We start from the raw sequence: 18,587 nt of genomic DNA on the forward strand, positions 1-18,587 counted from the left end.
GTGTGCGGTTGTCCGGACGCGGCGGCGGATCAGCCGGCGTAGGGGTCCTGGACGGTGCCCGGGCGGGCGAGGAACTCGAAGTCGCAGCCGGTGTCGGCCTGGGTGATCTGTTCGTTGTAGAGCGCGCCGTATCCGCGCTCGTAACGGACGGGCGGCGCCGTCCACTGCGCCCTGCGACGCTCCAACTCCTCGTCGTCCACGTTGAGTTGCAGCAGGCGGTGCTCGACGTCGAGGGTGATGGAGTCCCCGGTGCGCACCAGGGCCAGCGGGCCGCCGACGTACGACTCGGGGGCGACGTGCAGGACACAGGTGCCGTAGCTCGTCCCGCTCATCCGGGCGTCGGAGATCCGCACCATGTCCCGCACCCCCTGCTTGAGCAGATGGTCGGGCAGCGGCAGCATCCCGTACTCGGGCATGCCCGGGCCGCCCTTGGGGCCGGCGTTGCGCAGGACGAGCACACTGTCCGCCGTGATGTTCAGCGCCGGGTCGTTGATGGTCCGCTGCATCTGCTTGTAGTCGTCGAAGACGACGGCGGGACCGGTGTGCCGCAGCAGATGGGGTTCGGCGGCGATGTGCTTGATGACGGCGCCGTCCGGGCAGAGGTTGCCGCGCAGTACGGCGACCCCGCCCTCGTCCGCGACCGGGTTGTCCCGGGGCCGGATGACGTCGTCGTTGTGGACCTGCGCGCCGGCGATCTGCTCGCGCATCGTGTCGTGGGAGACGGTGGGCCGGTCCAGGTGGAGCAGGTCCGGGATCCGGGAGAGGAACCCGGGCAGACCGCCCGCGAAGTGGAAGTCCTCCATCAGGTACGTCTGTCCGCCGGGCCGGACGTTGGCCAGCACCGGGACGGTGCGGGCGATGCGGTCGAAGTCGCCGAGGGTGAGCTTGACGCCCGCGCGTCCCGCCATGGCGATCAGGTGGATCACGGCGTTGGTGGAGCCGCCGAGGCCGAGGACGGTCGTCACCGCGTCCTCGAACGCGTCCGCGGTGAGGATGTCGCTCAGCTTCCGGTCCCTGTGCACCAGTTCGACGATGCGCAGTCCGGCCGCGGCGGCCATCCGGTCGTGCCCGGAGTCGACGGCCGGGATGCTGGACGCGCCCGGGACCGTGACGCCGAGGGCCTCGGCGGCGGCGGTCAGCGTGGACGCCGTGCCCATCGTCATGCAGTGGCCGGGCGAGCGGGCCAGGCCGCTCTCCAGTTCCTGCATCTCGCAGTCGCCGATGACGCCGGCCCGCTTGTCGTCCCAGTACTTCCACATGTCGGTGCCGGAGCCGAGGACCTCGTTGCGCCAGTGTCCGGGGAGCATCGGCCCGGCGGGCACGAACACGGCCGGCAGGTCGACGCTGGCCGCGCCCATCAGCAGGGCGGGCGTGGACTTGTCGCAGCCGCCCATCAGCACCGCCCCGTCGACCGGGTAGGAGCGCAGCAACTCCTCGGTCTCCATGGCGAGGAGGTTGCGGTAGAGCATGGGCGTCGGCTTCTGGAAGGTCTCACTCAGGGTGGAGACCGGGAACTCGAGCGGGAAGCCGCCCGCCTGCCAGACACCCCGCTTGACGGCCTGCGCGCGGTCGCGCAGATGCACGTGACAGGGATTGATGTCGGACCAGGTGTTGAGGATCGCGATGACGGGCTTGCCCAGGTGCTCCTCGGGCAGATAGCCGAGCTGGCGGGTGCGGGCGCGGTGGCTGAAGGAGCGCAGTCCGTCGGTGCCGTACCACTGGTGGCTGCGCAGTTCCTCGGGCCGCTTGCGCCGCTCGTCGGGGACGCTCATATGGACCACCCCGCGGCGATCGCGGCGACCTCGGCGCGCTCGCTCTCCGGCAGCGTCCTGCTCGGCGGGCGGACCTCGCGGCGGCACAGGCCGAGGGAGGCGAGGGCCTCCTTGACGACGGTGACGTTGTTGGCGGAGCCGTTGCCGGCGCGCAGTTCCTCGAAGCGGCGGATCTGCTCCCACACCTTCATGGCGGTCGGGTAGTCGCCGGAGCGCAGCGCCTCGATCATGTTCAGCGAGACCGACGGGGCGACGTTGACCAGGCCCGAGGTGAAGCCGGTGGCGCCCGCGGAGAAGTAGGAGGGGGCGTACGGCTCGGCGAGTCCGGCGACCCACACGAACCGTTCGAGTCCCGCGTCCCGGGCGAAGGCGGCGAACCTCGACGCGTCCGGTACGGCGTACTTCACGCCGATGACGTTGGGGCAGGCGTCGGCGAGTTCGGCGAGGCGGGCTCCGGTCAGCTGCGCGTTGCGGATGTAGGGGACGACGCCGAGCTCGGGCACGGCCTCGGCGATCGCGCGGTGGTAGTCGACCCAGCCGCTCTGCGAGACGTAGGGGTGGACGGGCTGGTGCACCATCACCATCTGCGCGCCCAGCTCACGGGCGTGCCGCGCGGAGGCGACGGCGGTGGGCACGTCGTGGCCCACACCGACGAGGATCACCGAGCGTCCGCCGGCCTCCTCGATGGTCAGCTCGGTGACCAGGCGGCGCTCTTCGGGCGTCAGGGCGTAGAACTCGCCGGTGTTGCCGTTGGGCGTGAGGGTCGTGATGCCACCGTCGAGGAGACGACGCAGCAGGGCCCGGTAGGTGCCGGGGTCGACCGTGCCGTCCTCGGCGAACGGGGTCACCGGGATCGCCACCACGTCGGCCAGGGCCGCCCGCTGGGTGTCGAACGTCGTTGTCATGCCTGACCGTCCTCTTTCTGGGCTTCCGGGGCGTCCCCGGTCCACGGGATGTCGAACCCCGCATCGGGGAACGCCCGCCGCACGAACGACGCGATGTGCGAGTGCAGGGCGCGCGCCGCGCCGTCCGCGTCCCCGTCCAGGGCGAGCCGCAGGATCTCCCGGTGCTCGCTCGCCTCCCGGTCCCAGGAGGGATCGGCGGCCCAGGCGACGGCCGAGACGAGGGCGGCTTGGTCGCGGACCTCGTCGAGCATCCGGCCGAGCAGCGGGTTGCCGCACGGGACGTACAGGGCGCGGTGGAACGCCCGGTTGGCCAGGGAGCGTTCGGCGGTGTCGGTGGCCCCGTCGGCCCTGGTCAGCGCCTCGCGTGCGGCGTCGAGGGAGGCACCGCGCCGGACGGCGCGCTTGAGTGCCTCGGGTTCGAGGAGCAGCCGCACGTCGTAGACCTCGCGCGCCATGTCCGCGTCGACCATGCGCACCGTGACGCCCTTGTACTGGCTCATCACGACCAGTCCGGTGCCGGCCAGGGTCTTGAGCGCCTCGCGCACCGGGGTCTTGGACACCCCGAACTGTGCGGCGAGGTCGGTCTCGACCAGGGCCTGGCCCGGTGTGAACCGGCCGGTGAGTATGCGGCGTTTGATCTCCTCCAGCACGTACTGCGTGCGGGAGGGGATCGGCGTGGGCACAGAGGTCATGCGCGCCTCTCGGATCTCGCGTATCTGATCTCGCGTATCGCGTCTCATATATGACGTACGAAGTACGACGCGATGACCGTAGGAGTGGCCCGAGGTTTCGTCAATGCTTCCGACAGGAGAAGTTGCCGTTGCTTCACACGGTGCGGGTGCGGCCCCGCCGGGCGGGGGCGGTGGGAAGGCACGCTCCCGCACACGGGACGACTTCGTTCGCAGTCGCGATGTCGTCGCTGCCGCGCCCGCGGGAGCACCGGACGGGAGCGCGGGTCAGGATGGCCAACGTGAGGCTATGAACAGCAGATTGGCGGCGTGACCGGCATGCGGACGGGAGATCCGTACGGCGATCAGCCGTTTCGGATCCGTGTGCCACCGCGATGCGGCGAACACGGCGAAGCCCGCCGCACCCACACCTCGGCGCCCGGTCCGCCCGGAAGGGGCACAACGCGCGCGTCCACGTCGGGCGGGCGCGGCGGGCTCGGGTGGGCGGGCTCGGGCGGGCGCGGGCGGGCTCGTGCGGGCGGGCGCGGCGGGCTCGGCGGGCGGGCTCGGGCGGGCTCGGGCGGGCTCGGGCGGGCGGGCGGGCGCGGGGGGCCGTGGAGCAGCGGTGCGCTATGCGGCGACCGCTCAGGGGGCGGAGGCCGCTCAGGGGGCGGCGACCGCTCAGGGGGTGGAGGCCGTCCCCGCCCCGGAACGGGTCCGCTTCGCCCCGGAACGGGTCCGCTTTGGGCTCAGACGGAGCGCGTCCAGTGGGGGTCGCGCCCGCTCAGTCCGACCGCGCGGTCCAGGAGCGGGGCGTCGGGCGGGACGGGTACGACGGGGCCGAAGGCGCCGCGGTCGGCTTCCCCGGCCGCCGCGTCGAGGAAGTCGTGCACGAGGCGGAGCGCGGCGGGGTCGGGCGCGTAGTCCTGGCCGGTCGCGCGGGCCAGGTCCCAGCCGTGGATCACCAGTTCGTCGACGGCGACGGCGCCGGCGACCTCGCCCGGCAGGTCCACGCCCCCGGCCCGGGTCATGCCGGTCCAGGCGGCCGGGTCCCGCCACGCGTCGGCCAGTTCGTCGAGCGCCTTGGGCAGTTCCTCGCGCCAGCCGGGCCCGATGTCCGGCACGGCGGATCCCGGACTGGTGTCGGTGGTGACGCCGAGCTTCTTGCGCCCGGCATCACGGAAGGCGACGGCCAGTCCGAGAAGGTGCCCCAGTACGTTGCGTACCGCGTAGTCCGGGCAGGGCGTGCCGTCGGCCAGCAGTTCGTCGGGGACGCCTTCGGCGAGGCGCGCCACGATCCGCGCCTGCGGTCCGAGGTCGAGGGCGGTGTCGGTCATCGGTTGCCTCCCGTCGTTCTGTCCCGGGGCCGTGTCTCCGGGCGGTGCCTGCGGGCGGTGTCGCCCTGGAAGGCAGACCGATACGGGCCGCGGAACTCATCGCTCGCCCGTCCCCCGTCTAAGGCACGTGCCCGATCCGGGCGGACGGTCCTTAGCTCCACGATGGCCAGGCATGACGACCAAGAAAGCCGACAAGGCCGGCGGGACCGTGGCGCGCGTGGTGCGGGACCGCAACGCCGGGCTCTGTCTCGCCGGGGTGGTGATCTCGGGCTTCGGCACCTCCGCGCTGTGGCTCGCCTCCGGCGTGTGGGTGAAGGACCTCACCGGATCGGACGGCCTCGCGGCCCTGTGCATGCTGGCGATGTGGGCGCCCACCCTGGCCGGCCCGCTGCTGGGCACGCTCGCCGACCGGGTCCGCCGAAAGCCGCTGCTGATCGGCGCGAGCCTGCTCATGGCGGCACTCCTGCTCACCCTCTGCGCCGTCGACTCACCGCGCGGCGTGTGGCTGCTGTACGCGGTGCTGTGCGTGTACGGCGCGGCGGGCGTCGTCCACGACGCGGCCGAGTCCGCGCTGATCGCCACCGCCGTGGACCGCTCCCTGCTCGGTGACTTCAACGGGCTGCGGATGACCGCCAACGAGGGCATGAAGCTGCTGGCCCCGCTGGCGGGCGCGGGCCTGTACGCCGCGTACGGCGGGGCGGGCGTGGCCCTCCTGGACGCGCTCACCTTCCTGCTCGCCGCGGTGGTGTACGCGTTCCTGCGCGTCCCGGGGGACCGTCCCGCGGCACCGTCGGGGAGCCGCCGGGCGCGGACCGCCGAGGGCGCCCGCTTCCTGTGGTCGCATCCGCGGCTGCGCCCGCTGGTGCGGGCGGGCGGTGCCACGATGCTGTGCGCGGGGCTGAGCGGGGCCCTCGTCTACGCCGTGGTCGACGACCTCGGTCACTCCCCCGCGTACGCCGGTGTGCTGTACGCCGTGCAGGGGGCGGGATCGGTGACCGTCGGACTGCTCTCCGGCCCGGCCCTGCGCCGCTTCGGCGCACGGCGCTTCGCGGCGTACGGCATCGCCCTGCTGGCCGTCGCGGTGGCGCTGCGCGCGGTGCCGGACGACGCGCTGGCGTGGGCGTGCAGCGCGGCGATCGGGGCGGGCCTGCCGGCCGTGCTGATCGCCGCGCTGACCGCGGTGCAGCACGAGACCCCGGGCCCGCTGCTGGGCCGGGTCACCGCCACCGCCAACACCGCGGTGTACACCCCGAACGTGCTCGGTCTGGCGGCGGGCGCGGCCCTGGTCGAAGTCGTCGACCACCGGCTGCTGCTGGCCGCCCTCGGATGCGCCCTGGCGGCGACGGCGACGGCCCTGCTGCACAGCCCGGCGAGCGCCGACCGCACCACCTCCGCATCCCCGTCCGACAACACCCCCACCTGATGCGCCCGCCCGGCGTACCTCGTCCGGCGCCCAACCCCGGTCACAGCCCGGCGAGCGCGACCGCACCCCCTCCGCGCCCCCACGTGACGCAGCCGCCCGGCGCACCTCGTCGTCAGAGCCCGGCGAGCGCCGAGCGCACCGCCTCCAGATCCCCGTCCGACGCCAGCCCCGCGTGATACAGCCGCAGTTCGGTGGCCCCCAGCCGGCGGGCCTCGGCCGCGTCCGCCGCGAGGGTGCCGGGGCTGCCGCCCATGCCGGAGACCACGGTGAGGTTGGCGGCGAGGACGGCGCCCCCGCGGCTCTCGCGCGCGAACGGCGTCAGCAGGCCGGCGCCCCCGGTGCAGGGCACGACCACACCGTCGGCGACGGAGAGGACGTGCGCGGGGTCGACGCCGGCGTTGGCGCCGCAGTGGTAGGAGACCGGGTCCGCGTGCAGCAGCACCTGGAACCCCTCGGGCGCGGCCTGCCGTACGGCCGTGACCGCCGCCTCCTGGAGCGTGCGGGCGGTGAGGTCGCGCCACGCGCGCGTCGCGTTCGCCGCAGTGGCGCCGAGGAGCTTCTCGACGCCCGCCCAGCCCCCGTCGGAGGGCGCGCCCCGCCACACGGGTTCCAGTGCGGTCCGTACGGCGGCGGCCAGTTCGCCGCCGTCCAGGCCCCGGGTGCCGTAGCCGTCACGGCAGGCCGGGCAGAAGCACAGGGACATCAGGTACTGCCCGGCGTCACCGAGCCCGACCCCGGCGATCTTGTCGTGGGCGTGCAGGTGGGCCAGCCCGTACCAGCCGAGGGACTCCAGCTCGGTGCCGCGCGCCCCGGGACGCACCGCCGCCTCGGCGGCCAGCTCCGTCAGGTACGCGCGCGTGGCGGGCTGCGCGATGCACGGCGCCCACGGGTAGCGGTCGCCGTAGGCGTTGACCACCGAGGTGTCGGGATGCTCGGCGCCCAGGCGGGAGTTGTGCGCGAGCACCACCCACGTGTGCACCTCCAGACCGGCGTCCGTCAGTGCGGCGGCGGCCTCGCCGAAGGCGTCGCCGGGCGCCCAGTCACCGGCCGGGTACGGGCGCAGGGAGCGGCCGGACCAGCGGTCGCCCGCCGGGTAGAGCACGGCCGCGTGTCCGGCGGTGACGATGCGGTGGCGCGGGTGGCGCGGGGTCAGCGCGCGCGTGGAGTGGTAGGCGGAGGCGAGCGTCACCTGCGCCGTGCCGAGCGCGGCGATCCGCGCGGGTGCCTCCGGGTCCCCGTTGACGTCCCAGGGGTAGACGAATGCCGACGCCTTCACCGGTCCTCCTCGAGCAGTGCCTGTCCCCGCTCGATCAGCCGAGCGAGCTGCTTGACATGATCCCCGCCCGGTTCGTGCAGCGGCGGCCGCACCTCCCCCACGTCGAGGCCGCGCATCCGTACCGCGGCCTTGACGAGGGACACGGCATAGCCGCGGCCCTTGTCGCGCAGTTCGACGAACGGCCGGTAGAAGCCGTCGATCAGCCGGTTCGCGGTGGCGTCGTCGCCGGTGCGGAAGGCGGTGTGGCAGGCGAGGGCGATCTCGGGCGCGAAGCAGAACGCCGCGGACGAGTAGAGGGTGATGCCGATGCCACGGTAGGCGAGCTGGGTCAGTTCGGCGGTGGGCAGCCCGTTGAAGTAGAGGAAGTCCCCGGGGACCTCGGTGCGGACGGCACTGACGATCCGCTGCATGAGGTCGAGGTCGCCGAGGCCGTCCTTGAAGCCGATGATCCCCTCGGTGCGGGCCAGTTCGACGACGGTCTCCGGGGTGAAGACGGCGTTGTCCCGCTGGTAGACGATCACCGGCAGGGAGGTCGCCGCGGCCAGCTCCCGGTAGTGCCGCAGCAGTCCCTCCTGCGCGGCGCGGACCAGGTACGGCGGCATCGCGAGCAGCCCGTCGGCCCCGGCCCGCTCGGCCAGCCGGGCGTAGCGCACGGCGAGCGCGGTGCCGTAGCCGGCGCCGGCGACGACGGGGACGCGCCCCTCGGCGGCCTCCACGGCGGCCCGGACGCAGCCCTCGAACTCCTCGGGCGTCAGCGCGTGGAACTCACCGGTGCCGCAGCAGGCGAACACGGCGGCGGCACCGGCCTCCACGCCGCGCCGCACATGGAGCCGGTAGGTGTCGAGATCGACGGCGCCGTCGGGCCCGTAGGCGGTGACCGGGAAGAACAACGGCCCGCTGGGGATACGGAGTCGGGCGGCGAGAGGGGCTGGCGTCACAAGCTCTCCCAGGTCCATATTCATGATTCACGTCCATATCTCTGAACATGTCCACGCTAAGATGCCCCGGGGACCACGGTCAAGCACTACAACCCGCCCCACGCCAGCCAATTCTCGCGTTCCACAGGAAGTCGCGGCACACTTGACGGGCCGCGCCCACCTCCTTAGCGTGTCCACGAATATGAATGTCGTGCGCACATATGTACGGTCGACACGGCCGGTGATGCAAGGAGACCCGAGGATGCCCGCTCCCCGCACCGTTCTGCTCACCGGCGCCGCCGGAGGACTCGGCACCCTGATGCGGGGCCTGCTCCCGGAGCACGGCTACGCGCTGCGCCTGCTCGACCTGCGCCCGATCGACGGCGAGCCGGACGCGGTCGTCGCGGACCTCGCCGACAAGGAGGCCGTGCGCGAGGCGGTCCGCGGCGTCGACGCGATCATCCACCTCGCGGGCATCTCCCTGGAAGCCTCCTTCGACAAGATCCTGAAGGCCAACATCGAGGGCACGTACAACCTGTACGAGGCCGCCCGCGAGGAGGGCGTCGGACGCATCGTCTTCGCCTCCTCCAACCACGCCGTCGGCTACACCCCGCGCCCGCAGGGCGACGACCCCCTCATCCCGATCGACACCCCCCGCCGCCCGGACACCTTCTACGGCCTGTCCAAGTGCTTCGGCGAGGACCTCGCCCAGCTCTACTGGGACAAGTACGGCCTGGAGACCGTCTCCGTACGCATCGGCTCCTGCTTCCCCGAGCCGACCAGCGTGCGCATGCTCTCGGTGTGGATGAGCCCCGCCGACGGCGCCCGCCTCTTCCACGCGGCCCTGACCGCCGAGAACGTCGGCCACACCGTCGTCCACGGCTCCTCCGCCAACACCCGGCTGTGGTGGGACCTCACCTCCGCGCGGGCGCTCGGCTACGACCCGCAGGACGACTCCGAGCCCTACGCCGGGAAACTGATCGCCGAGCAGGGCGAGTTGGACCCGGACAACCCGGCGCACGCCTGCCTGGGCGGCCACTTCGTCACCGACCCGCCCATCTGGCCGTACTGACGGCACCCACCGGCCGGACCGAAGCCACCCACCGGCCGGACCGACGACACGAACCGGCCGTACTAACGGCATCCACCGGCCGTACCGAAGGCACCCACCGGCCGTACCGGCGACGACGCGAACCGGCCGTACCGAAGGCATCCCACGCGCGCCCGGTCGGCGCGAAATGGACGTTCGCCAGGGCGTGCGGGCACCGAACGGGCCGCCCGCCACCCCATACGGGCACCCGCGTTGCCCGCTTCCACGTCTCGACCCGCCCCCTCCCTGGTCCCAGCCGGGCACGCTCCGGGTCGAACGGGCACAACCGGGCAGGACCGGGTTCCCAACAGGCCTGGTCAGCATCGAGCACCCGCTGTAGAACTTCCTGCATGGGTCCCACCGGGCCCGAACGGGCAGTGAGATCAGGAAGCAGGTGTTCGGCCATGAGCAACAGGACGGCCGAAGAGCGCCAGCGGGAGATCGTGCGGGTGGCGCGCGCCACCGGCTCGGTCGACGTCACGGCGCTCGCCGTCGAACTGGGCGTGGCCAAGGAGACCGTACGACGGGACCTGCGGGCCCTGGAGGACCACGGCCTGGTGCGCCGCACCCATGGCGGCGCCTACCCCGTGGAGAGCGCCGGCTTCGAGACGACACTCGCCTTCCGGGCCACCAGCCACGTTCCCGAGAAGCGGAGGGTCGCGGCCGCCGCGGCCGAGCTGCTCGGGGACGCCGAGACGGTCTTCGTCGACGAGGGCTTCACCCCCCAGCTCATCGCCGAGGCCCTGCCCACCGACCGGCCGCTCACCGTGGTCACCGCCTCCCTGCCGGTCGCGGGCGCGCTCGCGGAGACCGGCACCGTGTCCGTCCTGCTGCTCGGCGGCCGGGTCCGTTCCGGGACCCTCGCCACCGTCGACCACTGGACGACGAAGATGCTCTCCGGCTTCGTCATCGACCTGGCGTTCATCGGCGCCAACGGGATATCCCGCGAACACGGTCTGACCACGCCCGACCCTGCGGTCAGCGAGGTCAAGGCGCAGGCGGTGCGGGCCGCCCGCCGGGTGGTGTTTGCCGGCGTGCACACCAAGTTCGGAGCGGTCAGCTTCTGCCGGTTCGCCGAAGTCGGCGCGCTGGAGGCGATCGTCACGAGCACCCTGCTCCCGGCGGCCGAGGCCCACCGCTACTCCCTGCTCGGTCCCCAGGTCATCCGGGTCTGAGCCACATCAGTACACAGCACACCGTTTTTCACGTTCCCTCGGGGCGGAGCCATGCCCGGCGGCGCCCCACAATCCCCCTATATGTCCAGGAGCGATCCATGCGAACCCAGAGCCGACGGAGGCCGCCGCGAGCCACACTCGCCGCGGTCGCCGCAGGGACGCTACTCGCCCCGCTGCTCTCCGGCTGCTGGGTCGGGGCAGGCGGGGCCGGATCCGGCGGTGACTCCATCAACGTCCTGATGGTCAACAACCCGCAGATGGTCGAGCTGCAGAAGCTGACCGCGGACCACTTCACCAAAGACACCGGCATCAAGGTCAACTTCACCGTGCTGCCGGAGAACGACGTCCGCGACAAGATCAGCCAGGACTTCGCCAACCAGGCCGGCCAGTACGACGTGGCCACGCTGTCCAACTACGAGATCCCCATCTACGCCCGCAACGGCTGGCTGCACGAGATGGACTCCTACGTCGCCGAGGACAAGGCGTACGACGAACAGGACGTCCTCAAGCCGATGCGCCAGTCCCTCACCGGCGACGACGGCAAGCTCTACGGCCAGCCCTTCTACGGCGAGTCCTCCTTCCTGATGTACCGCAAGGACATCTTCGAGAAGGAGGGCCTGACCATGCCCGCCAAGCCCACCTGGCGGCAGGTGGCCGACCTCGCCGCCGAACTCGACGGCGCCGAGCCGGGCATGAAGGGCATCTGCCTGCGCGGCCTGCCCGGCTGGGGCGAGGTCATGGCCCCGCTGACCACCGTGGTCAACACCTTCGGCGGCACCTGGTTCGACAAGGACTGGAAGGCCCGGCTCGACTCCCCCGAGTGGAAGGAGGCCGTCGAGTTCTACGTCGGCCTGGTCCGCGAGCACGGTGAGGCCGGTGCCCCCCAGGCCGGCTTCGCCGAGTGCCTCAACAACATGACCCAGAGCAAGGTCGCCATGTGGTACGACGCCACCTCCGCGGCCGGCGCCCTGGAGGCGGACAAGTCCCCCGTGAAGGGCAAGCTCGGCTACGCCCCGGCGCCGGTCGAGAAGACGGAGTCCTCCGGCTGGCTCTACACCTGGGCCTGGGGCATCCAGGACGCCTCCCGCAATCCCGACAACGCCTGGAAGTTCGTCTCCTGGGCCTCCAGCAAGGGGTACGAGCAGCTGGTCGGCGACGAGTTCGGCTGGTCGAACGTCCCGGCCGGCAAGCGCGCCTCCACCTACGCCAACCCGGACTACCGGGCCGAGGCCGCCGCGTTCCAGGAGATGACCAAGGAGGCCATTGAGCAGGCCAGGCCCGACGACCCCGGCGTGCAGCCGCGCCCCGCGCCCGGCATCCAGTTCGTCGGCATCCCCGAGTTCACCGACCTCGGTCTGAAGGTCTCCCAGGAGATCAGCGCGGCCATCGCCGGACGCCAGTCCGTCGACGCGGCCCTGAAGAAGTCCCAGCAGCTCGCAGAAGAGATCGCCGAGGAGTACGAGGGACGATGACCGCCACGACAACGGCCCCCGTGGCCGCACCAGAGACACGACCGGCCCCTCGCCGGCCCTCCCCGCGGCTGCGCGCCTGGGCCACCCGGGCCCCGCTCCTGCCCGCCCTGATCTTCATGATCGCGGTCACCCAGCTGCCCTTCGTGGCGACCCTGGTGATCTCCTTCTTCGACTGGAACGCCCTCTACCCCGACGCCCGGAGCTTCGCCGGCCTCGGCAACTACCAGGAGGTCCTCACCGACGAGGCCCTGCGCAAGTCGGTGTGGACGACGATCCTGCTGACGGTGGCGGTCGTACTGGCCAGCCTCGTCCTCGGTCTGCTCCTCGCCCTCCTGCTGGACCGCAAGTTCCGCGGCCGGGGTCTGGTGCGCACCCTGCTCATCGCCCCGTTCCTGGTGGTCCCGGTGGCGGCGGCGCTGCTGTGGAAGCACGTCCTCTACAACCCCGAGTACGGCCTCCTCAACGGCCTGCTGCACTACGTGGGCGGCCCCCAGCCCGACTGGATCTCCGACACCCCGCTGCTCGCCGTCGAGGCGGCGCTGGTGTGGCAGTGGACCCCCTTCATGATGCTGATCCTGCTGGCCGGCCTGCAGAGCAGGGACCAGCAGCAGATGGAGGCCGCCCGGGTGGACGGGGCGAGCAACTGGCAGATCTTCCGCTACCTGACCCTGCCCCACCTGCGCCGCTACCTCGAACTGGGCGCCCTGCTCGGATCGATCTACATCGTGCAGAACTTCGACGCGGTCTTCACGATCACGTCCGGCGGTCTGGGCACCGCGAACCTGCCCTACACCGTCTACCAGACCTTCTACCAGGCTCACGAGAACGGCCTCGCCTCGGCGGCCGGCGTCCTGGTCGTCATCGGCTCGCTCGTCATCGCGACCCTCGCCCTGCGCGTGGTGTCGTCCCTGTTCCGTGAGGAGGCGTCCCGCGCATGAGCAACGTCGCCGTACGCACCAGCGGCCGGTTCCGGAGCGGAGCGGGCCTCGGCCTGGTCGCCTGGCTGGCCGGCATCGTGTTCTTCCTGCCCATCGCCTGGATGACCCTGACGTCCTTCCACTCCGAGGCGGACGCGGCCACCAACCCGCCGTCCTTCGCGGCCGCCCTCACCCTCGACGGCTACCGCGAGTTCTTCGGCGCGGGCGGCGGCGCGAGCCCCTGGCCGTCCCTGATCAACTCGCTGGTGGCGTCCGTCGCCTCGACGCTGCTGGTCCTGGTGCTGTCCCTCCCCGCGGCCTACGCCCTGTCCATCCGCCCGGTGAAGAAGTGGACGGACGTCCTGTTCTTCTTCCTCTCCACCAAGATGCTGCCGGTGGTGGCGGGCCTGCTGCCGATCTACCTGTTCGCCAAGAACACCGACATGCTGGACAACATCTGGCTGCTGGTCATCCTCTACACCTCGATGAACCTGCCGATCGCGGTGTGGATGATGCAGTCCTTCCTCGCCGAGGTGCCGGTCGCGATCATCGAAGCGGCGCGGGTGGACGGCGCGAAGCTGCCGACCATCCTGACCCGGGTCGTCGCGCCCATCGCGCTCCCCGGCATCGCCGCCACCTCCCTCATCTGCTTCATCTTCAGCTGGAATGAACTGCTGTTCGCCCGCGTGCTGACGGGTGTGGTGGCCGAGACCGCCCCCGTCTTCCTGACCGGCTTCATCACCAGCCAGGGCCTGTTCCTGGCCAAGGTGTGCGCCGCGTCGCTCGTCATCTCCCTGCCGGTGCTCGCCGCGGGGTTCGCCGCCCAGGACAAACTCGTCCAGGGCCTGTCGTTGGGAGCCGTGAAATGAAGGCCGCCGTCATCGAGTCCGTGGGCAAGGCCGTCGTCGCCGAGGTCCCGGACCCGACCCCGGGACCGCGTGACGTCGTCGTCGAGGTCGCGGCCTGCGGGCTGTGCGGCACGGACCTGCACATCCTGCAGGGCGAGTTCGCCCCGAAGCTCCCGATCGTGCCAGGGCACGAGTTCGCCGGCGAGGTGGTCGGCGTCGGCGCCCAGGTCACGGAGGTGGCGGTCGGCGACCGCGTCGCGGTGGACCCCTCCCTCTACTGCTACGAGTGCCGCTACTGCCGCACCGGCCACAACAACCTCTGCGAACGCTGGGCGGCGATCGGTGTCACCACGGCCGGCGGTGCGGCCCAGTACGCGGTGGCCCCGGTGGCGAACTGCGTCAAGCTCCCCGAGCACGTCCGCACCCAGGACGCGGCCCTGGTCGAGCCCCTCTCCTGCGCGGTGCGCGGCTACGACGTGCTCCAGTCCCGCCTCGGCGCCCATGTGCTGATCTACGGCTCCGGGACCATGGGCCTGATGATGCTGGAACTGGCCAAGCGCACCGGCGCGGCGAGCGTGGACATGGTGGACCTGAATCCGTCCCGTCTGGAGACCGCACGGCAGCTGGGGGTCTCGGCCTCGGCGGCGAACGCGGACGAGCTGGACCGGCCCCAGGGCTGGGACCTCGTCATCGACGCGACGGGCAACGCGGCGGCGATCCAGGACGGCCTGGACCGCGTGGCCAAGGCCGGCACGTTCCTCCAGTTCGGCGTCGCCGACTACGCGACACGTGTGACGATCGACCCGTACCGGATCTACAACCAGGAGATCACGATCACGGGATCGATGGCCGTCCTGCACAGCTTCGAGCGGGCGGCGGAACTCTTCGCGGGTGGCGTCCTGGACCCGGACGTCTTCATCAGCGACCGCATCCCGCTGGACCGCTACCCGCAGGCACTGGAGCAGTTCGCGGCGGGCGTGGGCCGGAAGATCGTGGTGGTGCCGTAGGTTTTCCACCCCCGCCGCCCCTTCCCGTCCCCCTTCCCCGGGGGCAGCGCCCCCGGGACGCGACGGGCGAGGGCGGCGGGGGCGAGCACAGCACGATCCACTGGTCCGATCGGGCTGAGGTAAGGGAACGGCAAAACGCCCCCGCTCGTTCACCCGGCATGACAGCTATGACCCCCGGCTCGAACATCCCTCTCCCCACCGCCCGCGTGACGGTGGACGTCGCCGCCCCCGTGCGGCTCGACGTTTCGGGCCTGCTGCTCACCGCCGACGGCAAGGTGCGCTCCGACGACGACTTCATCTTCTACAACCAGCCCGCCGGCCCCGGCGTGACCTACCGCTCCGGCGGCGGCACCGCCCCCGACGCCATCACGGTCGACACCACGGCCGTCCCGCCCGGCATCGAGAAGATCGTCGTCACCGCTAGCCCCGACGCCGCGGGCCAGACCTTCCAGGGCTTCGAACCGACCGCCACCATCCGCAGCGCGGACGACAACGCGGTCCTGGCCACGTTCACACCGCCGAGCCTCGGCGCCGAGACCGCCCTGGTGGTCGTCGAGATCTACCTGCGCAACGGCGCCTGGAAGGCCCGCGCCGTCGGCCAGGGATACGCCAACGGCCTGGCCGGCATCGCCACCGACTTCGGCGTCACGGTCGAGGAACCGGCCGCCCCGGCCCAGCCTGCCACCGCACCGCAGCAGCCGGCCGCCGTGCAGCCCCCGGTGGCCCCGCCCGCCCCGCCGATGTCCGCCCCGCAGGCACCCCCCGCCCCCGCCGCGCCCCCGGCCCCGCCCGCCGTCCCCGGCACCGGGAAGATCAACCTCGACAAGGGCCGGGTCAGCCTCCAGAAGAACCAGACCGTCTCCCTGGTGAAGGGCGGCCGCCCGCTGCTGTCCCAGGTCAAGATGGGCCTCGGCTGGGAGCCGGCCTACCGGGGCAAGGACATCGACCTCGACGCCTCGGTGATCGCCTACGGCCCGCAGCGCAACCACATCGACAGCTGCTACTTCGGCAAGCTCCAGATCGTGAACGGCGCGATCCGGCACTCCGGCGACAACCTCACCGGCGAGGGCGGCGGGGACGACGAGGTGATCACCGTGGACCTCGGCCGCCTCCCCCAGGACGTCAGCGGCCTGGTCTTCACGGTCAACTCCTTCTCGGGGCAGAAGTTCACCCAGGTCGCCAAGGCGTACTGCCGTCTGCTGGACGCCACCACCGGCGAGGAACTGGTCCGCTTCGACCTCACCAGCGCCGAACCACAGACGGGCGTGATGATGGCGAAGCTGATCCGCCAGTTCTCCGGCGAGTGGGAGATGACCGCGATGGGCGACTTCGTGAAGTCCCGCACGGTCCGCGGAATGGTGAAGCCGGCCGCGCAGGCACTGTAACGGCACCCGGCAAGCCGTCAGGCGCCCCCGATACCGGGGGCGCCCGGCCTACACCCGCAGCCCCGTCATCACCAGCTCCAGGTACCGGCGCAGGTACGCGCCCTCCCCGCCCGCCAGCTCCGAAGCCGTGGCCACCCCGTGGGCCAGCCGCAGCACATCGACCGGCTCGACGTCCCCCCGCAGCGCACCCGCCTCCTGAGCCGCCCCGACCAGCCGGGCCACGGCCCGCATCAACGGATCGCAGCAATCGGTGCCGTCACCCGCGGTCCCGCCGCCGCCGACGGCCGAACCGAGCAGCGCCCTGAGCCCGCGGATCTGGATCATCCCGGCGCCGAGCTCGTTCAGCCACTCCACCAGTGCCTCACCGGGCGGCAGCCGTTCGCCCAGCTCACCGGCGCGCGCCGCGATCGACGCGATCCGGTCGACATAGGCGGCCTCCAACAGCGCCCGGCGCGTCGGGAAGTGCCGGTAGAGCGTGCCCGAACCGACGCCGGCCCGCTTCGCTATGTCATCGAGCGAGGCACCCTCACCATGCGCGGCAAAGGCCTCCACCGCCACCTTCAGCAACCGCTCGTGATTCCGCCGAGCGTCCGCGCGCATGGTCCTGACCTGCGCCATCCGCCACTCCTCGCACCCGGGGACCCTCCCCGTACCCTACCGAGCGGGGGACGCGGAGGGGCCCGGACCGGACGCACCGCCTCAGGCGGCCACGGCCGGTCGGCGTTCCGGCCGGCCTCGAGCAGCGGGACCATCCGGAAGGCGGCGTCCGACAGGCCCCCGGCGGTTGCCGGTTGGCGGTGCCCGAGGGGCCGTGGCCCGCCCGGTAGCCGGCGAGGTTCCGGGTGTGGACCGGCACGTCGGCCGGGACAGGTCCTGCCTTCGCACCTGGACGTGCATCACTCCAAGGGGGCGGTCCTCGCTCGGGCGAGCGAATTGATCACCGGCGCTTCTGCCGCTTCCAGGGCCCCGTGATGGCGAGCATGATGCCCGGTTCCTGGATGTTGGCGTAGAGGGTCCTGCCGTCGGGCGAGAAGGTGACGCCGGTGAATTCGCTGAACTCCGGCTCCTCCTCGGTGCCGATGTTCAGTTCGTTGCGGGCGATGGGGTAGGTGCGTCCGCTGTCGGTGGCGCCGAACAGGTGCTGCACGCCCTCGCCGTCCTCGGCGATGATCAGGCCGCCGTACGGCGAGACGGTGATGTTGTCGGGTCCGTCGAAGGCGCCGTCCTCGGACGGATCCCGGTTGACGCCGAGCAGGACCTTCAACGTCAGCGTGCGGCGCTTGGGGTCGTAGAACCAGACCTGGCCGTCGTGCTGGACGGGGCTCTCGTCCCGGGCGTACGAGGCGACGATGTACGCCCCGCCGTCGCCCCACCACATGCCCTCCAGCTTGCGCGCGCGGGTGACCTCGCCGGCCTGGAACTGCTCGCGGACCGCGACCTCGCGGGCGTCGCGGTCGGGCACGTCCACCCAGTCGACGCCGTACACCGTGCCGGTCCTCGTGGCGCGGGAGAGGTCGTCGACGTACCGGCCGCCGGAGTCGTAGCACTTGGGCGCCTGGAGGACGCCGGCGTCGTCGGGGAGGTCGCGGAGGGTGCCGGGGCCGTAGCGGAAGCCCTCCGGCGGGGTCCAGCGGTAGAAGAGGCCGTTGGGCTCGTCGGCGTCCTCGGTGAGGTAGGCGTGGCCGCGCTTGGTGTCGATGACGACGGCCTCGTGGTCGTAGCGGCCGAAGAACTTCAGCGGCTTGGGGTCGCGGTTGGCGCGCCGGTCGGCGGGGTCGACCTCGAAGACGTAGCCGTGGTCCTTGGTCATGCCGTTCTCGCCGGCCCGGTCGGAGTTCTCCTCGCAGGTGAGCCAGGTGCCCCACGGGGTGCTGCCGCCGGCGCAGTTGTTGGCGGTGCCGGCGATGCCGACCCACTCGGCGACGCTGCCGTCGGGACGGACCTCGACGACGGTGCAGCCGCCGGGTGCGGCCGGGTCGTAGACGAGGCCCTCGACGAGCGGCACCGGGAACTCGGCCTCGTCGCGCGGGCCGTCCATCTCGTGGTTGTTGACCAGGAGGGTGCTGCCGCGCGGGCCGGGGAAGGCGGCCGTGCCGTCGTGATCGGCGGGCGTGAACTCGCCCGATTCCAGCCGGGTCCTGCCGGTGTGGGTGAGGACGCGGTACGTGAAGCCCGCGGGCAGGGCGAGGAGTCCGGCCGGGTCCGGGACGAGCGGCCCGTAGCCGATGCCCCCGTGCCGGCTCGCCGCGTCCTCGGAGTGCGCGTCCGCGGTCTCGGTGTCGGCGGACGCGAGGGCGTTGGGCGCGGAGGCGAGGGCGCCGACACTGCCCGCCAGCGCGACGCCGGCACCGGCGATCGCGGACGTTCTGGCGAAGTCCCTGCGGGTGAGCGACAT

General features: G+C 72.2%; 16 protein-coding genes and 1 pseudogene. 8 read left to right on the forward strand and 9 right to left on the reverse strand.

Annotated elements, in window-relative coordinates:
* Nucleotides 1-29 precede the first annotated feature (29 nt).
* The 4 genes from araD to IE178_RS24635 form a co-directional block, all read right to left on the reverse strand.
* On the reverse strand, nt 30-1,772 hold the full coding sequence (gene araD / locus IE178_RS24620; protein WP_184763561.1) for an L-arabinonate dehydratase: 1,743 nt from the start codon (nt 1,770-1,772) through the stop codon (nt 30-32).
* Nucleotides 1,769-2,677 carry a dihydrodipicolinate synthase family protein gene (locus IE178_RS24625; RefSeq protein ID WP_193513813.1) on the reverse strand — a complete coding sequence of 303 codons (909 nt, stop codon included), beginning with the start codon at nt 2,675-2,677 and terminating at the stop codon, nt 1,769-1,771. Before IE178_RS24625 ends, araD begins: the two co-directional genes overlap by 4 nt.
* The gene (locus IE178_RS24630) at nt 2,674-3,369 is read right to left on the reverse strand and encodes a GntR family transcriptional regulator (RefSeq protein WP_184763559.1); all 696 of its coding nucleotides are present in this window, start codon (nt 3,367-3,369) and stop codon (nt 2,674-2,676) included. Before IE178_RS24630 ends, IE178_RS24625 begins: the two co-directional genes overlap by 4 nt.
* A 725-nt stretch (nt 3,370-4,094) precedes the next feature.
* A complete protein-coding gene (locus IE178_RS24635; protein ID WP_184763558.1) occupies nt 4,095-4,682 on the reverse strand; it encodes a TIGR03086 family metal-binding protein in 588 nt (195 codons plus the stop codon).
* A 172-nt stretch (nt 4,683-4,854) separates the two neighbouring features.
* Here IE178_RS24635 and IE178_RS24640 point away from each other — a divergent pair, with 172 nt between their 5' ends.
* Nucleotides 4,855-6,105: an MFS transporter gene (locus IE178_RS24640; RefSeq protein ID WP_193513814.1), complete on the forward strand. Its 1,251-nt coding sequence runs from the start codon at nt 4,855-4,857 to the stop codon at nt 6,103-6,105.
* Nucleotides 6,106-6,217: 112 nt separating this feature from the next.
* Here IE178_RS24640 and IE178_RS24645 read toward each other — a convergent pair whose 3' ends face one another.
* Nucleotides 6,218-7,381 (reverse strand): hypothetical protein, encoded by a 1,164-nt coding sequence (locus IE178_RS24645; protein ID WP_193513815.1) that lies wholly within the window; start codon nt 7,379-7,381, stop codon nt 6,218-6,220.
* Nucleotides 7,378-8,319 carry a 5-dehydro-4-deoxyglucarate dehydratase gene (locus IE178_RS24650; RefSeq protein ID WP_193513816.1) on the reverse strand — a complete coding sequence of 314 codons (942 nt, stop codon included), beginning with the start codon at nt 8,317-8,319 and terminating at the stop codon, nt 7,378-7,380. Before IE178_RS24650 ends, IE178_RS24645 begins: the two co-directional genes overlap by 4 nt.
* Before the next feature lie 241 nt (nt 8,320-8,560).
* Between IE178_RS24650 and IE178_RS24655 the strand changes: the two genes are divergently transcribed.
* The 7 genes from IE178_RS24655 to IE178_RS24685 all read left to right on the forward strand — a co-directional run bounded on the left by IE178_RS24655 (nt 8,561) and on the right by IE178_RS24685 (nt 16,192).
* Complete coding sequence (locus IE178_RS24655; RefSeq protein WP_184763554.1) at nt 8,561-9,370, forward strand: NAD-dependent epimerase/dehydratase family protein; 810 nt, start codon at nt 8,561-8,563, stop codon at nt 9,368-9,370.
* Nucleotides 9,371-9,792: 422 nt separating this feature from the next.
* Nucleotides 9,793-10,563: a DeoR/GlpR family DNA-binding transcription regulator gene (locus IE178_RS24660; protein ID WP_184763553.1), complete on the forward strand. Its 771-nt coding sequence runs from the start codon at nt 9,793-9,795 to the stop codon at nt 10,561-10,563.
* Between the two features lie 98 nt (nt 10,564-10,661).
* Nucleotides 10,662-12,035, forward strand: coding sequence for an ABC transporter substrate-binding protein (locus IE178_RS24665; RefSeq protein ID WP_184763552.1), 1,374 nt, complete (start codon nt 10,662-10,664; stop codon nt 12,033-12,035).
* Nucleotides 12,032-12,973: a carbohydrate ABC transporter permease gene (locus IE178_RS24670; protein WP_184763551.1), complete on the forward strand. Its 942-nt coding sequence runs from the start codon at nt 12,032-12,034 to the stop codon at nt 12,971-12,973. The genes IE178_RS24665 and IE178_RS24670 overlap by 4 nt, the downstream gene beginning before the upstream one ends.
* Nucleotides 12,970-13,821 (forward strand): carbohydrate ABC transporter permease, encoded by an 852-nt coding sequence (locus IE178_RS24675; RefSeq protein WP_184763550.1) that lies wholly within the window; start codon nt 12,970-12,972, stop codon nt 13,819-13,821. Before IE178_RS24670 ends, IE178_RS24675 begins: the two co-directional genes overlap by 4 nt.
* Nucleotides 13,818-14,807, forward strand: a complete 990-nt coding sequence (locus IE178_RS24680) for a zinc-dependent alcohol dehydrogenase family protein (RefSeq protein WP_184763549.1) — start codon at nt 13,818-13,820, stop codon at nt 14,805-14,807. Before IE178_RS24675 ends, IE178_RS24680 begins: the two co-directional genes overlap by 4 nt.
* Nucleotides 14,808-14,974: 167 nt before the next feature.
* Nucleotides 14,975-16,192 (forward strand): TerD family protein, encoded by a 1,218-nt coding sequence (locus IE178_RS24685; RefSeq protein WP_184763692.1) that lies wholly within the window; start codon nt 14,975-14,977, stop codon nt 16,190-16,192.
* Between the two features lie 48 nt (nt 16,193-16,240).
* Here the strand turns inward: IE178_RS24685 and IE178_RS24690 are convergent, their stop codons facing one another.
* The 3 genes and pseudogenes from IE178_RS24690 to IE178_RS24695 all read right to left on the reverse strand — a co-directional run bounded on the left by IE178_RS24690 (nt 16,241) and on the right by IE178_RS24695 (nt 18,587).
* Nucleotides 16,241-16,810, reverse strand: coding sequence for a TetR/AcrR family transcriptional regulator (locus tag IE178_RS24690; protein WP_193513817.1), 570 nt, complete (start codon nt 16,808-16,810; stop codon nt 16,241-16,243).
* Nucleotides 16,811-16,899: 89 nt separating this feature from the next.
* A pseudogene (locus IE178_RS36180) lies at nt 16,900-17,060 on the reverse strand (TROVE domain-containing protein); the annotation flags it as partial.
* Between the two features lie 69 nt (nt 17,061-17,129).
* A complete protein-coding gene (locus IE178_RS24695; protein WP_193513818.1) occupies nt 17,130-18,587 on the reverse strand; it encodes an alkaline phosphatase PhoX in 1,458 nt (485 codons plus the stop codon).

It is taken from the genome of Streptomyces griseoloalbus (assembly GCA_014650015.1).
GTDB classification, from domain to species: domain Bacteria; phylum Actinomycetota; class Actinomycetes; order Streptomycetales; family Streptomycetaceae; genus Streptomyces; species Streptomyces griseoloalbus.

Coding starts and splice junctions, on each gene's coding strand:
- IE178_RS24690 (WP_193513817.1), bottom strand. CDS start 16,810: ATGGCGCAGGTCAGGACCATGCGCGCGGACGCTCGGCGGAATCACGAG.
- IE178_RS24685 (WP_184763692.1), top strand. CDS start 14,975: ATGACCCCCGGCTCGAACATCCCTCTCCCCACCGCCCGCGTGACGGTG.
- IE178_RS24660 (WP_184763553.1), top strand. CDS start 9,793: ATGAGCAACAGGACGGCCGAAGAGCGCCAGCGGGAGATCGTGCGGGTG.
- IE178_RS24680 (WP_184763549.1), top strand. CDS start 13,818: ATGAAGGCCGCCGTCATCGAGTCCGTGGGCAAGGCCGTCGTCGCCGAG.
- IE178_RS24625 (WP_193513813.1), bottom strand. CDS start 2,677: ATGACAACGACGTTCGACACCCAGCGGGCGGCCCTGGCCGACGTGGTG.
- IE178_RS24655 (WP_184763554.1), top strand. CDS start 8,561: ATGCCCGCTCCCCGCACCGTTCTGCTCACCGGCGCCGCCGGAGGACTC.
- araD (WP_184763561.1), bottom strand. CDS start 1,772: ATGAGCGTCCCCGACGAGCGGCGCAAGCGGCCCGAGGAACTGCGCAGC.
- IE178_RS24695 (WP_193513818.1), bottom strand. CDS start 18,587: ATGTCGCTCACCCGCAGGGACTTCGCCAGAACGTCCGCGATCGCCGGT.
- IE178_RS24665 (WP_184763552.1), top strand. CDS start 10,662: ATGCGAACCCAGAGCCGACGGAGGCCGCCGCGAGCCACACTCGCCGCG.
- IE178_RS24635 (WP_184763558.1), bottom strand. CDS start 4,682: ATGACCGACACCGCCCTCGACCTCGGACCGCAGGCGCGGATCGTGGCG.
- IE178_RS24670 (WP_184763551.1), top strand. CDS start 12,032: ATGACCGCCACGACAACGGCCCCCGTGGCCGCACCAGAGACACGACCG.
- IE178_RS24630 (WP_184763559.1), bottom strand. CDS start 3,369: ATGACCTCTGTGCCCACGCCGATCCCCTCCCGCACGCAGTACGTGCTG.
- IE178_RS24675 (WP_184763550.1), top strand. CDS start 12,970: ATGAGCAACGTCGCCGTACGCACCAGCGGCCGGTTCCGGAGCGGAGCG.
- IE178_RS24640 (WP_193513814.1), top strand. CDS start 4,855: ATGACGACCAAGAAAGCCGACAAGGCCGGCGGGACCGTGGCGCGCGTG.